Origin of the sequence: Acinetobacter sp. ANC 5378 (genome assembly GCF_013004315.1) — a bacterium.
Lineage (GTDB): Bacteria > Pseudomonadota > Gammaproteobacteria > Pseudomonadales > Moraxellaceae > Acinetobacter.
Genome location: NZ_JABERK010000039.1, coordinates 75,572 through 89,846, shown reverse-complemented (window position 1 = coordinate 89,846; position 14,275 = coordinate 75,572). Strand labels below are relative to the sequence as shown.

Genomic DNA, 14,275 nt, shown 5'->3' with positions numbered 1-14,275 from the left:
TTTAAATTGTGTTAATGTACACGCCAAGAATACCGTAAAATGCTTGGAAAAGCCTTATGAGCAATACAACTCAAGAAAATCCAACAGTTGAAAATTCTGCTACGGAAACTATGTCAAATACATCAAAAAGTACCACGCGTACAACTAAAAGTTCTGGCACTGCCACAAAATCAGCAAGCAAGACGACCCGACCTCGTTCAACGTCGCCGCGTAGTAAAAGTACTGCTTCCACTACAAAAAAATCTGAATCTACAATTCAAACCGCTGTTCAACAGGATAAATCCATGAGTCAAAACACTGTTCGCCGCGTTGCTATTATCGGTGGTAACCGTATTCCTTTCGCTCGTTCAAACGGCGCTTATTTCACTGCTTCTAACTCAGACATGTTTACCGCAGTTTTGAATGGTCTGGTTGAACGTTTCAACCTGCAAGGTCAACGCCTAGGCGAAGTAGTTGCAGGCGCTGTTTTAAAACACAGCCGTGACTTTAACATGACTCGTGAATGTGTGTTAAACACTGAACTTGCTCCAGAAACACCTGCTTACGATATTCAGCAAGCCTGTGGTACTGGCTTACAAGCTGCATTCTTGGTTGCCAATAAAATTGCCTTGGGTCAAATTGAAGTCGGTGTTGCTGGTGGTGTAGATACTACTTCTGATGCACCAATCGCGTTCGGTGATGGTTTACGTAAAGCTTTACTTGAATTGAACATTGCAAAAACAGCTAAAGACCGTTTAAAAGCTTTAACTAAAATCAACCTGAAAGATTTAATGGATGCACCTAAAAATGGTGAGCCACGTACAGGTCTTTCTATGGGTGACCATCAAGCGATCACTGCACTTGAATGGGGTATTTCTCGTGAAGCGCAAGACGAACTTGCTGCATCTTCACACCAAAAAATGGCGGCTGCATATGAAGAAGGTTTCTTCGATGACTTGATCACCCCATTCTTAGGTCTAGAACGTGACAACAACTTGCGTCCTGATTCAACTGCAGAAAAACTGGCAAAACTTAAACCGGCATTTGGTAAAGGCGATGCGCGTACCATGACTGCCGGTAACTCTACTCCGCTTACTGATGGTGCATCATGTGTACTGTTAGCTTCTGAAGAATGGGCGAAAGAAAATGGTCACGAAATTCTTGCTTACCTGACATTCCAGGAAACGGCTGCAGTAGATTTCGTTGAGAAAAAAGAAGGCTTATTGATGGCACCTGCGTATGCGGTTCCACGTATGCTTGAACGTGCAGGTATTACACTTCAAGACTTCGACTACTATGAAATCCATGAAGCATTTGCATCGCAAGTCCTTTCTACATTGAAAGCTTGGGAAGATCCAAAATTCTGTAAAGAGCGTTTAGGTTTGGATGCTCCACTGGGTTCTATTGACCGTAGCAAATTGAACGTTAAAGGTTCATCTTTAGCAGCTGGTCACCCATTTGCTGCAACTGGCGGTCGTCTTATCGCGACTGCAGCAAAACTGATTAACCAGAAAGGTTCAGGTCGTGTGCTTGTTTCGATCTGTGCTGCGGGTGGTCAAGGTATAACAGCGATTATTGAAAAATAATCTGGCTAATTTCACGTTGTAAGCAAAAATCCCTCGGAAGTTTAATTTTCGAGGGATTTTTAATTCGCCATTTATGTTAATAACAAAATGATTCACTTATATAGCAATAATTAATTTCCCTTTAATTGCTGATGAGTCGGATTGAGTCTTAAATGATTTTCAATAGCGTCATAACACCACTGGAAAATAAAGGTATAAACCAAAATACACAGGGTCATACTCAAATCGAGCATAATGGCCTGCCCAATGTTCATCTCCATCGCATAAGCCACCATGGGAATGGTGGCTAACATCAGGCCACCTTCAAAACCGATCGCATGCAGAATACGCACACCAACCGTTCTTTTCCGTTGACGTTTGGCTTCAAACTTTTCAAAGAAATGATTAAAGGTCATATTCCAAAATACTGAAGTTACCGCCATCACAACACCGAGTGTTCCAGTCACCTCCATCGGCATATCGAAAATAAAGCTTAAAGCAATCGCAATGATGACCAACAGGATGATCTCATAACTCAGCGCATGGAAAATCCTTCTTTTGGAAAAAAACATTTTAATACTCATTCATTGGGGTGAAGGCATTTTATTTTGATATTATTGATTAATCGAATTAGATTCTTTCAAAAGTTTTGATAGATGAATATTAACCAAGAACAACTAATTATTTTTAAGACCGTGATTGAAAGCGGTTCATTTTCTGCTGCCGCGAGAAAGCTGGGAAAAGTCCCTTCTGCGGTGAGTATGTCAATTGCCAATCTAGAAATTGATCTAAATTTATCGCTGTTCCATCGTGTTGGACGTGAGCCTGTTCCAACCCCACAAGCGCTGACCTTGTATGAAAAAACCGAACAACTGTTAATCGAAATCAATCAGTGGAAACAACATGCTTTTGCCTTAAGCGAAGGCTTGGAATCAAGTTTGAATATTGTGGTGGTATCCGAATTGTTACACACACATTGGACTGACTATATTTCACTGATCGAAAAACAGTTCCCCGAATTGCAAATCAATATTTTTTCAGCACCGCAAGAGGATGCTTTAAAAATGCTGCTCAATCAGACGGCGCAATTGGCACTGATGTTTGAACGTGAACAATTGGAAAGTCGTGAGCAGTTTGTCGAACTGAAACGTGAAGCCTTGGTACCGGTCGCTGCAATTGATTCGCCTTTAGCTGCATTTGAACAAGTCAGCTATGAGCAAATGTTGCAAAGCCGGCAAATTGTGGTGGCCAGTCGTGACCGCACCATTAAACCTGAATTGTTATTTTCAAAAAAATATTGGCGTACAGACAATAATCTGTCTGCCTGTTCCATGATTATGCAGGGTTTGGGCTGGGGCGTTTTACCTTTGGAAATGTTAAATCAAAATCCACATATTAAGCAGCAACTTAAAATTCTTAACTTTTTAGATTTCAGTCCTAAATTCGAATATTTTGTTGATTTGGTCTGGAGTCGGGAAAGTCAACTGGGGGCAGCTGCTCGTTTTTTGATTAATCACATCAGAAATTCGCGAAAAAACACAAAATAGACAGGCCTTATACATGCTTTTTACTTGGGTTAAAAGCAGATTGTGATATAACAAATATAGGGAAATAACTTTAAGAACTAGACCAATGACTCAATCAGCCTTAAACCAATTAAAAAGCCTCACAACGATTGTTGCCGACAGTAGCGACCTTTCCGCTATTCAAAAATTCCGTCCCTTGGATGCAACAACTAATCCTTCACTCATTACCGCTGCCGCAAATCTGCCTGAAAATAAGCAACTGATTGAAGATGCATTTGAGCAGGCAAAATCTGAAGGTTATAGCGGCGATCTTTTAGTTGAACGTACCATTGATATTCTGACGGTTAAATTCGGCGTTGAAATTCTTAAGCTGATCGAAGGTCGTGTTTCGACTGAAGTCGATGCTGCCCTTTCTTACGATACCGATGCCACGATTGCCAAAGCCAAAGAATTACTGGCTTTGTATAAAAATTATGGTATCGATCAAAATCGTATACTGATTAAAATCGCTTCAACCTGGGAAGGTATTCAGGCAGCCAAAGCATTAGAGGCAGAAGGCATCCACTGTAATCTGACACTGTTGTTTGGTTTGCATCAAGCTCAAGCCTGTGCTGATGCCAATGTGACCCTGATCTCACCGTTTGTCGGTCGTATTTTAGATTGGTACAAGAAAGCTGAAAATGTAGATCACTACCCGATTGATAAAGATCCGGGTGTACTTTCAGTGAAGCAAATTTACCATTTCTATAAACAGCACTGTATTAAAACGGAAATTATGGGTGCAAGTTTCCGCAGTATTGACCAAGTCCTAGGATTAGCGGGCTGTGACTTATTGACAGTATCGCCAAACCTTTTGGCAGAGCTTGAACAAGATCAACGTGAAGTCGTTCCTCAGCTTTCAAACAATCATGCACAAGCCCATTGCCAGCGTATCGTTACACCTTTAACCAAGGAAACATTTAAAGAGCAAATTGAACATGACTTAATGTCTTCGCAACTTTTACAAAGTGGGATTGATGGCTTTATTAAGGCCCGTGAACAATTAAGTACATTACTTCGCCAATCTTTTGGCTTAGATGCTGAAATACAAGCTTAAAATATCAATATTGCACCATCAAAAAGCCGATTTTGTTATAGTGAACAGGTCGGCTTTTTTGATCGTTTGAGAGTGTATTTATTGTGTTCGGCATTACCGATCTTACCACCTATATTATTGGTACAACCTTAATTGTGTTATTGCCCGGACCCAATTCCTTATACGTGATGTCCATCGCTTCACGTTTTGGCATTAAAGCCGGTTATAAAAGTGCATTCGGTGTTTATACCGGTGACATTGTTTTAATTTTACTCACTGCGCTTGGTGCAGCTTCCTTACTGCATGCTTTCCCCTGGTTATTCACCTTACTGAAAATTATTGGTGCACTTTATCTGAGTTATTTAGGGATAAAATTGCTCATAGCAGCTTATCACACCTGGAATTCCGCACACTCACAGAAAGAAATCGCTACAGCTGAAAAAAATATTGAGCAACTCCATCCTTTTAAAACAGCATTAACCATTAGCATTTTAAATCCTAAAGCAATTCTGTTTTATTTATCCTTCTTCGTTCAATTTGTTGATCCGGCTTATCCCTATCCTGCAATTACCTTTGCTGTGCTTGCGCTGGTATTACAAATCATTAGTATGAGTTATTTAACCATCCTGATTTTTTCAGGGGCCAAACTGGCAACTTACTTTACCCAGCGCTATAAAGTGACGGCATCATGTGTAGCGGCTGTCGGTCTTTTATTCTGTGGTTTCGGGATTAAACTTGCGACTTCTACCCTATAAATTTCAGGCTTGCTTAAATAATTTAAGCCCATAAATACGCGATATATTATTTCGATTATGCCTTTGCGCTTAAAAATGAAAGGCGTATGATTATTACGCTTTTCAAGTATTATAAAATAATCACCGTAAAGGATTTATGCAAAATTTTCTCAAAGACTTTTCTGTTCCTGCTGTATTTGCAGGTTTCATTACCTTTCTGATTGGCATTAGTGTTTCTGCGGTTTTAGTCATTCAAGCTGCACAAATATTAGGAGCAACTCCAGAGCAAATCACCTCCTGGTTTTGGGCCTTAGGTTTAGGGATTGGACTCTCGGGTTTAATTTTATCGTGGAAGTTTAAATATCCTGTTGCGACCTCTTGGTCTACTGCTGGGCTTGCACTCATTTTAGCAACGGGTAGCGGCTATAGCTTATACGAAGCCATTGGTGCATTTTTCATTAGTGGGCTACTCACCGTGATTTTAGGTTTTTCAGGTATCTTTCAGAAAGTTTTGTCCTATATTCCACAAAGCTTAACCAGTGCCATGCTTGCCGGCGTATTACTCAAATTTGGTATCGCGCTTTTTGCCAGTATGCAAAATGATTGGGGATTTATTCTTTCACTTTTAGCCGTTTACATTCTATCTAAACGACTGTCACCACGTTATAGCATCGTGATTACGGTAATTGCCGGACTAGTCCTTTGTCCAGTGTTTATGGAGTTTCATACTCCAGTTTTACAATGGAGCTTAGCCAAACCTGTATGGATCACGCCTGAGTTTAGCTGGTCAGCTATTTTAGGTTTAGCCCTACCTTTATTTGTGATTAATATGGCATCGCAATATTTGCCTGGAATTGCCATGATTAAAAGCTATGGTTATCAACCTCATGTAAATCAGCTCATTGGCTGGACCGGGGTTACTCAAACGCTACTTGCCCCTTTTGGTTGCTACAGCGTTAATATTGCGGCTATTAGTGCTGCAGTCAGTTTAGATGATCAAGTGCATCCTGATCCTAAAAAACGTTATATTGCAGGAATGAGCTGTGGTTTTTTTTATATTTTGATGGGCATTTTCGCGGCAACCTTAACCAGTTTACTGATGTCTTTTCCACCTATTTTTATTGTGGCCCTTGCAGGAATTGCTTTATTTGGCACCATCAGTCATAACATCGCCATCGCCTTTCAAGATGTCAGTGAACGAGAAGCCGCTTTAATGACCTTCTTGTTCAGCGCTTCAGGAATACAATTCTTTGGCATTGGTTCAGCATTTTGGGGATTATTATTTGGTTTTGCGGTGTCTATCATTTTGAAGTTTAGAATCTTGAGATAATATATAAAAAGAAATCACATAAAATACGAGAACTAAAAGGCTTGGACCAACTTGAGTAAAACCTTCAGATTTACCCCCAAAAATATGTATTCAATCTTTCAAATGTAAAATGACACCAAGCACTTTTTAAAAAAATGCAGGACTATATTTTTGAATAAATTGAATGGTTTGTTCAAATGTTTGCTGACTTGCCTTTTTACTCATCATGAATTGATATTCATGTACCAAAAACTCTTTGGAGTCTGGATAAAATACGTCGGTCACGGGTATTTTTTGATTCATTAATGCTTGTACAAAAGGAACCGATTGGGTTTTGGTTAAGAAGTCTTTATTTCCACCACTAATAAATACCGGCGGATAATTTGCTGTTAAATATTGAATCGGAGAAATACTTTTTAAAAATTCCGCATCGTCTTTTTTATTGCCTGTATAGGCTTGAACCAAGTTAAATACGCCCCATTCAATTAATTTCAGTTCATTGGGTGCAGTATTGATAAAAGCATTCATATCATAAATACCGCAATGTAAAATCAAGCCTTTAATCTGGTCGCGTTGAATCAATGGCGTAATATTAGACTGCCGCGCAAAATCAGGATTACTGATTAACGCTGCATAATGACTGGCTAAATTCGCACCTGCAGAATCACCCGCCAAATAAATTTGATTAGCATTAATATGATATTCCTGCGCATGCTCGGTTATAAATTTTAAAGCCTGATTAATTTGTAGCAGCTGATTTGGATAAATCACTTTGGGTGCAAATTGATATTGCACTGAAACCACGTTATAACCTTGATCAGCCAAAAGTTTAAAGTAACCTCGCGCGTGCTCTTTAGAACCTGAAACCCATCCACCGCCATGAATCCAGACTACGGTTGGACGCGGCTCAAGCTGCATCACATTTTTGGGCTGATACACATCCAAAGTTAATGATGCTTCCTGCATATACATTATATTTTTCTGTACCAAAATCTCTTGTGGTGCATATTTATCGATCATCTTTTTTTTGCACATTGGTGGAAGCATTAAAAACACTCGCAATCACCTTGGTATTACTTTGTGTATTCTGACAACCACTACTGTGTAGAACAGCAATTAGACACAGACTTAAACTTAAAAATTTTGAATACACAGGCTTCCCTTATTGAACTTATTTCGCCTGCAATTTGCTGGAGACGGTCACATTTTTGGGCATTTTAATCCCTGTTTAAACATTTAGAAATACTTATGCGAATGTTGAGCTTTTCACTCAGATTTAAATGCAAAACAGAACACACTTATATCCATGATATTTATATAATTTAATGAATTTTAAATCATTTTTCACAGACTAAATTGATCATTTAAAGACAATGTGCTATCTATAATTGATAGCTACATAATAAACACCAAGGAACAAGTCTTATGTCTTATCAAAATATTTTAGTTCCAGTTGACGGTTCTGACATTTCATTATCTGCAGTTAAAAATGCGGCTCAGATTGCCCAAGCTTTTGGTGGCCAATTAACATTAATCAGTTTAGTCACTGAAGACCCGTTTTCTGATGCAGACTTTTACTATCCGTCTCCCATTATGAAAGAATATTTCGTTCAGGCATATGCCAATGCTGAAAAAGCATTGAAACAGGCTCAAGCCATTGCCAGCGAAAATGGTATTTCTGCCAACACTCAAATCGTGAAAGGGAATGTTTCTGAAGAGAGCATTATTGAAACCACAGAAAAATTGAAAATTGATCTGATTGTTATGGGTTCGCATGGTCGCAAAGGTTTTCAAAAGTTCTTGTTGGGCAGCTTTGCTCAAGATGTGTTAAAAGGCACAAAACTTCCGGTTTTAATTGTTAAAGAATAAGTATTGATCAATAAACCCTACAATTGATGTGGGGTTTATTTGGGTCGTTTAATGATCCTCTCATTTGTCATAATGACTGACTGTCACAATTAAAAATCTTTCCAATTCAGCTATATTCATAAGGATAATTTCATGACTTATAAACATATTTTAGTTCCAGTAGATGAATCTCCTATTTCTTATGCAGCTGTTGAACAGGCATTATCCTTAGCCAATGCACTTCATTGTCAAGTCACCATTACCAGTGTGATTGCTGTAGATCCATTTGTGGGTGTGGACTTTTATAAAGTCGCACCTGGAATTACAGATTACTTTATACAGGCTGAAAAGAATGCGCAGTTGCGCTTGGCTGAGATCAAGCAATCATTCATTCGAGATAGCATTGATGTGGATACTAAAATTATTCGAGGTGTATCGCCTGCTGAAGGAATCATTCATGTGGCTGATGAAGTCGGTGCTGATTTAATTATTATGGGCTCGCATGGCCGTACAGGATTCAAAAAATTAATGTTAGGCAGTGTGGCGCAAGCCGTACTCACCCAATCGCCAATACCGGTATTGATTGTAAAAGTTTAACCATTAAAAAAGTCCCTAAATTTAGGGACTTTTTATTTGATCAGTAATAAAAGCGTCTATCTTTTAAATTCCATAAAACTAACTGTCTTTATCCAAGGCATGGGGAGCAACTTTTTTATCTGGATCATGATCACCATCACTCTTTTGACATGCTGATAACCCCATTAACATGCTTAAGCTGATGGTTAACCTAAATATTGTTTTAATCATAGTCTTCCCTCATACATTTTCTAGTACCGGTCTAACTATAAAATAATCAATTCACCCATAATGATCAGTAAGCCTTTTATTTAGATTTGTATCACCTACACTTATTCTAACTAAAGGATAATTTTCTCAATCAGTTTAAGTTGCAACCTTAATGACAATGCACAGGATTTATTTGGAAATGTACTGATGCAAAGTTTGTAGATAAGTTTCTGCTTCAATTTTGTTGTCAAAAGTTTTTTGGTACGTTCCCATAGCCTGAATATTATTCGGCGTATATTCAATCACTACAATAAAATGTCCATCACTGGTACTTTTTGAAACTCGAATAGCAATAATATGTTGAGAGTTTAAATAAAAACCATCTTCAATTTTAACTAACAAAACCAACCTCCAGTCTACTTAATAAAACGACAGGCTTAATCCAATGAAAGTCTGCTAAATAAACAAAAGCCCATCTTAATATGAGCTTTAATATTATAATTTTACGCCATAAATGTGATTTAATCGACACTTTTAAAATGATCATTCAATAGAAAATATGTCTTATGATTTTATTTTTTAATTTAGTTATTCTAAACACCAGATCATTTATTCTTTCATTAAACTGCATTCTAAAAATAAAAAGCCTTTTCTCGGTTTTAATCAAGAAAAGGCTTTTTAGTCATTTAATAAATACTCAGTTAGATACTCAACATACTATTTAAAGTTTCTGAAACGTTTTTAGATTTCACTTGTGGTTTTAGAGCTTCCAGCGCAGTTTTGACTTCTGTACGTTGTGGCTCTGCCAAGGTGTACCAGCGAGAAAGCACTTGCAGTAAACGCGAACCGACAATCGGGTTTTTCTCATCCAGATATTTGGCCAAATCAATAAAGTGTTGAACACCAAAGCTCCATGTATTGACTGGGTTGGCATTTAAACCACCACTCACTGAACGAATACGGTTTGGTGTACCCAAATCATAATCAGGGTGCGAGGTTAAGTATTTGATGGTTTCTGCATTTGCTTTCGGATGTGCTGCCTGAACCATAAACCATTGATCTAAAGACAAAGCTTCATCTTCAAAGCGGCTATAGAAGTCTGCCAAAGCTTCTTGGGCTTGTGGTGCATCATTCCAAACCAAAACTTTAAGCGCACCCAAACGCTCAGACATGTTACCTGTATGATACTGCTCATAAGCGAGGTCAAAGGCATAGGCATCACCCTGACGTGCGATCATACCGAGCATGATGTTTCTGAGTGCACGAACACCCATCGCTTGAGAGAATTCACTTTGCATATCTGGATCTAATTCCAGGTAAGTCTCTTTGCAGAAGGCACCCAATTCACGTGCCAATGTGTCTAGCAAAGCATTACGCTGTTCTTGAATCACTTCAGGACGATACTCACTGTCGATCCGGCTACCCAAATAGCCTTCTGTAGGGACATCAAACAAGCGTGATGCCAGCAGTGGATCTTTTTGAATGACTTCCGGCAGAGTATTTTTCATGGCTTGGATATAAATATCAGCATCATGGCCATTTAATAAAATACGTTCCAGCAAAGTTTGAGTGGCTTGCCATTGGTTGAAACCGTTGGTTTCATATTGCATCAAGAAAGCCAGTTCTTCATCGGAATAGTTAAATTCAAGATTGACCGGTGCAGAGAAATTACGCAGCAATGACACCACAGGTTTTGCGGTTACGCCGGTAAATTCAATGGTTGCCTCATTTTGATCAAATAAATACACGCCATCTTTAACACCATTTTCAAATAGTGCTTCAGATTGCAGCGTATATTGCTCACCTGTTTCTGCATTAAACAGTGCTAAAGCCACTGGAATTGGAACAGCTTTTAGGTTTGGATATTTATGATGATCTTTTAACGATTGCTTAAAGCTTAAACAATAAGTTTGAGTTGCAGCATCGTATTCGCCTTTGGCTTCCAGTTTTGGTGTGCCTGGTTGGTTGTACCAAATCAGGAAGGCAGATAAATCGACACCAGAACCCGCAGTCAATGCTGAAACCCAGTCTTCTACTGTCACTGCCTGACCGTCATGACGACGGAAGTATTCGTCGGTGCCTTGACGGAATTTTTCTTTACCCAGCAAGGTTGCCATCATGCGGTTAATTTCCGCACCTTTTTCATACACCGTTGCGGTATAGAAGTTATTAATTTCCACAAAGTGATCTGGACGTGGCGGATGCGATAACGGACCTGAATCTTCAGGAAATTGGTGTGCTTTCAATACCGCAACATCATCAATACGTTGTACCGCAGCGGACTGTAAATCTTCCGAGAAAGACTGATCACGGAATACCGTCAAACCTTCTTTTAAACAAAGCTGGAACCAGTCACGGCAAGTAATCCGGTTACCGGTCCAGTTATGGAAGTATTCATGTGCAATTACAGACTGCACCCGCATAATTGCGGCATCAGTGGTGAATTCTTCATCGGCAAGCACACAAGACGTATTAAAGATATTTAAACCTTTATTTTCCATGGCCCCCATATTGAATGCGCTGGTTGCCACAATCATATAGTTGTCCAGATCATACGGACGACCATAATGTTCTTCATCCCATTGCATAGAATGTTTCAAGGCTTCCATGGCAATGTGACATTTTGGAATATCTTTTTCTACCGCATAAATTTCTAAAGAAACATTGCGACCTTCTGAAGTCACATAAGAATCTTTCAGAACCGCCAAATCACCAATCACGCAGGCAAACAAATAGCTTGGTTTCTTGGTCGGATCTTCCCAAATGGTGTAGTGACGACCTTCACCTGCTTCACCCGCTTCCATCAAGTTACCATTGGCTAAAAGTACCGGGAATTTTTTATCGGCTTCTACGCGTGTGGTAAAGACAGACAGGACATCCGGACGGTCTGGATAGAAGGTGATTTTGCGGAAACCTTCAGGTTCGTTTTGGGTGACAAATAAATCATCGCCAGCTTGGTACAAACCTTCAAGCTGGGTGTTGCTTTCAGGATGAATCACCACTGCAGTTTGAAGAATGACTTCATTTGGTGCATGGGCAATCACCAGCTGTTCAGCATCCAGTGTGTAGTCTGCTTCGGTTAATCGCTTACCGTTTAAAGTAATGCATTTTAATTCCAGGTCACGACCCAACAGAACTAAATCCCCTGCTGTCTGGCGCTTCATCACCAATGTTGCATTTACATCGGTATGATCTGTATGAACCTGAATATCCAAGTTGATTGAATCAACCCAAAAAGAGGGTTTTTGATAGTCTTTTAAATAAACAGTTTGGTCTGCTTCAACCACTGGGTTTGCCGCGATATTCATATAATGTCCTAATCCTGTAGTTCTTGAGCCAAGACTTTGTTTTGTGTGAATGCTTCGATCATACGACAACTTTCACAATCTGTCTGTGCGATTGATTTGAGTTATATATGGGCGCATTGCTCACAATTTTCAATTCGTTGTCTGAACATCGGTACAATTAATATTTCAGTCGCTTACTTATCATACGTGCAGTTAAAAATCATGCGCCATAACTCCAACGTCTTTCAGAAATATAAGTAGAAAATCTCTGTATTTTGATATCTCTTTATATTATTTGAGCAAGATTTAGCTGGCTTATAAACTGGCATAACTCAAAGTGACAGATATTTTCAAGATGAATACATTTTGAGCACGTTTCTTGCTTGTATATATTTGTGTAAAGCGCACTATAAAATCAGATCAAAATTAGAAGAGGTGTCCCATGTATTTAAAAGACCATATTGTCCGTGTGGAAAATATCAAGACCATGCAAACTCTCGACGCTGCCGGAATCGATCATAAAGTGATTGCCATGTTTATGAGCTGTGAAGGTATTCCAATGCAATCGCCCGATATTTGCGCAATTTTGAACAATTACGATTCATTAGGCAGCAAAAAAATTCCCTCTAAAAAGGTTCAGGCGTTAATCAATGCAAAGCAACTAGGCGAGGAGGATGAGTCATTACCTTGCCCTGCTTCGTATTAATTAAAGAAATTACCCCTCAGACAGTCCCTCATTTTGTGGAGGTGGAAGATTTGCTTTTCCACCTCCACATCAAGGAACAACAAATACTTAGGCTATTTTTATAGAGCAAAGTTCGCTTATATTTTCCTGCTTGCATTTATTGTTCATTCAGCGCTATTCAATTACGTTACAATAAAAGAGATGTGTATAATCGTTTGAATGATTAACCAGACTTGTGATTGATTCTTTCCATGCTCCTTCAGATTCTGCAAAAACAGTTAGATGAAAGTACATCATGCCCTTTGTGTCAGGCATCCATGTTCTGGATTGAAGCAGAACAGTACGATCAAGCACTTAATTTTCATGAATGTAGTCACTGCCAGCATCGTGTCTTTCAGGATGGTCGCACCAACTGTTATTGTGACAAATGCCTAGTCAATCGAAAAAAAATGCTCACCGAAACGCGTCTTCAAGAGCAGCGCAAAATCAAATCGAAAAATAAAGATAATGTCGAATATCAACTAGAGCAGATCAGCTTTCTGAATAAATTGTTTTTACTCAGTATTTTGGACAATCAAGTTCAGGAACATACCACGCATCATGAATATATTGATTGGGAAAGCATCAAATACCATTCCATTACCCCGAATTATTTGTTCCAGAATTATTTGGTCAAGCAACTGGTTAAAGAACAAATCCTGATTGCCAAAGATTTTGCCACCGAGGCACATCATTACTATGTCAATGTGCGTTTAGACGGTTATTCTGAACCGAGTCTGTTTAGCATCACCCAGCAACTTCGCAACTGGTTTTATGAAAATTTAACCATGGGGGTGCCCTTTAAAAATGCCGATGAAGTTAAAAATGTGCTTTATTTAGCGCTGTATCAGGAAATTATTCAGTTTGCCCAGTTTTATTGCCGGACTTGGGGCATCCAAATTGCGGGAAATAACAGTTTTCAAACCTTTTGCTATCGCCTGATGGATTCATTGGCGGTGGGACAAATCTATTATCTGGTACAAACCGCACTAGAATATTTGCATCAGCAAAAAGCCTTGCAAGTACGCAATGAAAACTTTATTAACACCAACTTGTTAAAGAAAACCTTGCAGCAATATCGTGACCGTGCCGTGACCGAAAAATGGGAAACATCCACCCTGCCGCGTCCTTACAACATACCTTTTAGCAAGATGAGCGAAATCCTGTTTTTCCGTTTTCTGGGCTATGATGAAAGTATTTTTTTCCAGCCGATTTGGCGGATCTGGAAAAAGATTGAACCGCGCTTAAGCTTCTATTCACAAAAACGCTGTATGTATTGCGGTTCGAATGAGCTTACTGTGGATTATGATGCTGAAAATTATGTGACCTTATGTTGTCGCAGCTGTAAGCATCAAGACCACTATTTTACCCAATAGAATTTCACCCAATAGACGGTGAGCCATATGTCTAATCTCTCCAATCCTATGTATAACTTAAGGAAT

Annotated in this window: 12 protein-coding genes and 1 pseudogene; 9 read left to right on the top strand and 4 right to left on the bottom strand. The window is 39.1% G+C overall.

Going from position 1 to position 14,275, the window contains the following annotated elements; genetic code table 11:
* Nucleotides 1–56 precede the first annotated feature (56 nt).
* Nucleotides 57–1,565, top strand: coding sequence for an acetyl-CoA C-acetyltransferase (locus HLH16_RS08880; RefSeq protein WP_171529052.1), 1,509 nt, complete (start codon nt 57–59; stop codon nt 1,563–1,565).
* A gap of 110 nt (nt 1,566–1,675) precedes the next feature.
* Here HLH16_RS08880 and aceI read toward each other — a convergent pair whose 3' ends face one another.
* Nucleotides 1,676–2,116 carry a chlorhexidine efflux PACE transporter AceI gene (gene aceI, locus HLH16_RS08875; RefSeq protein WP_171529051.1) on the bottom strand — a complete coding sequence of 147 codons (441 nt, stop codon included), beginning with the start codon at nt 2,114–2,116 and terminating at the stop codon, nt 1,676–1,678.
* Nucleotides 2,117–2,200: 84 nt separating this feature from the next.
* Here aceI and aceR point away from each other — a divergent pair, with 84 nt between their 5' ends.
* The 4 genes from aceR to HLH16_RS08855 all read left to right on the top strand — a co-directional run bounded on the left by aceR (nt 2,201) and on the right by HLH16_RS08855 (nt 6,209).
* Nucleotides 2,201–3,091, top strand: coding sequence for an HTH-type transcriptional regulator AceR (aceR, locus tag HLH16_RS08870; protein WP_171529050.1), 891 nt, complete (start codon nt 2,201–2,203; stop codon nt 3,089–3,091).
* Between the two features lie 85 nt (nt 3,092–3,176).
* A complete protein-coding gene (gene tal, locus HLH16_RS08865) occupies nt 3,177–4,166 on the top strand; it encodes a transaldolase (RefSeq protein ID WP_171529049.1) in 990 nt (329 codons plus the stop codon).
* 83 nt (nt 4,167–4,249) lie between these two features.
* A complete protein-coding gene (gene leuE, locus HLH16_RS08860; protein ID WP_171529048.1) occupies nt 4,250–4,900 on the top strand; it encodes a leucine efflux protein LeuE in 651 nt (216 codons plus the stop codon).
* Between the two features lie 136 nt (nt 4,901–5,036).
* Nucleotides 5,037–6,209, top strand: coding sequence for a benzoate/H(+) symporter BenE family transporter (locus HLH16_RS08855; protein WP_171529047.1), 1,173 nt, complete (start codon nt 5,037–5,039; stop codon nt 6,207–6,209).
* Nucleotides 6,210–6,335: 126 nt separating this feature from the next.
* Here the strand turns inward: HLH16_RS08855 and HLH16_RS08850 are convergent.
* Nucleotides 6,336–7,341, bottom strand: a pseudogene (locus tag HLH16_RS08850) (alpha/beta hydrolase).
* A 272-nt stretch (nt 7,342–7,613) separates the two neighbouring features.
* Between HLH16_RS08850 and HLH16_RS08845 the strand changes: the two are divergent.
* Together HLH16_RS08845 and HLH16_RS08840 are read left to right on the top strand one after the other, a co-directional pair.
* Entirely contained in the window at nt 7,614–8,057 is a 444-nt protein-coding gene (locus HLH16_RS08845; RefSeq protein WP_171529046.1) for a universal stress protein, read from the top strand.
* A 132-nt stretch (nt 8,058–8,189) separates the two neighbouring features.
* Complete coding sequence (locus HLH16_RS08840) at nt 8,190–8,633, top strand: universal stress protein (RefSeq protein ID WP_171529045.1); 444 nt, start codon at nt 8,190–8,192, stop codon at nt 8,631–8,633.
* A 378-nt stretch (nt 8,634–9,011) separates the two neighbouring features.
* On the opposite strand, the gene HLH16_RS08835 is transcribed toward HLH16_RS08840, so the two are convergent.
* Nucleotides 9,012–9,224, bottom strand: a complete 213-nt coding sequence (locus HLH16_RS08835; RefSeq protein ID WP_131287930.1) for a hypothetical protein — start codon at nt 9,222–9,224, stop codon at nt 9,012–9,014.
* A gap of 299 nt (nt 9,225–9,523) precedes the next feature.
* Nucleotides 9,524–12,130 (bottom strand): aminopeptidase N, encoded by a 2,607-nt coding sequence (gene pepN / locus HLH16_RS08830; protein ID WP_171529044.1) that lies wholly within the window; start codon nt 12,128–12,130, stop codon nt 9,524–9,526.
* A gap of 421 nt (nt 12,131–12,551) precedes the next feature.
* Between pepN and HLH16_RS08825 the strand changes: the two genes are divergently transcribed.
* Together HLH16_RS08825 and HLH16_RS08820 are read left to right on the top strand one after the other, a co-directional pair.
* Nucleotides 12,552–12,815, top strand: a complete 264-nt coding sequence (locus HLH16_RS08825) for a hypothetical protein (RefSeq protein ID WP_067726101.1) — start codon at nt 12,552–12,554, stop codon at nt 12,813–12,815.
* Nucleotides 12,816–13,045: 230 nt separating this feature from the next.
* Nucleotides 13,046–14,209, top strand: a complete 1,164-nt coding sequence (locus tag HLH16_RS08820) for a hypothetical protein (protein ID WP_171529043.1) — start codon at nt 13,046–13,048, stop codon at nt 14,207–14,209.
* The last annotated feature ends 66 nt before the right edge of the window (nt 14,210–14,275 follow it).

Bases quoted from the DNA above. Each gene is read 5' to 3' on its own strand.
- HLH16_RS08840 (WP_171529045.1), top strand. From the start codon at position 8,190: ATGACTTATAAACATATTTTAGTTCCAGTAGATGAATCTCCTATTTCT.
- HLH16_RS08820 (WP_171529043.1), top strand. From the start codon at position 13,046: ATGCTCCTTCAGATTCTGCAAAAACAGTTAGATGAAAGTACATCATGC.
- HLH16_RS08880 (WP_171529052.1), top strand. From the start codon at position 57: ATGAGCAATACAACTCAAGAAAATCCAACAGTTGAAAATTCTGCTACG.
- HLH16_RS08855 (WP_171529047.1), top strand. From the start codon at position 5,037: ATGCAAAATTTTCTCAAAGACTTTTCTGTTCCTGCTGTATTTGCAGGT.
- HLH16_RS08825 (WP_067726101.1), top strand. From the start codon at position 12,552: ATGTATTTAAAAGACCATATTGTCCGTGTGGAAAATATCAAGACCATG.
- pepN (WP_171529044.1), bottom strand. From the start codon at position 12,130: ATGAATATCGCGGCAAACCCAGTGGTTGAAGCAGACCAAACTGTTTAT.
- aceI (WP_171529051.1), bottom strand. From the start codon at position 2,116: ATGTTTTTTTCCAAAAGAAGGATTTTCCATGCGCTGAGTTATGAGATC.
- aceR (WP_171529050.1), top strand. From the start codon at position 2,201: ATGAATATTAACCAAGAACAACTAATTATTTTTAAGACCGTGATTGAA.
- tal (WP_171529049.1), top strand. From the start codon at position 3,177: ATGACTCAATCAGCCTTAAACCAATTAAAAAGCCTCACAACGATTGTT.
- HLH16_RS08845 (WP_171529046.1), top strand. From the start codon at position 7,614: ATGTCTTATCAAAATATTTTAGTTCCAGTTGACGGTTCTGACATTTCA.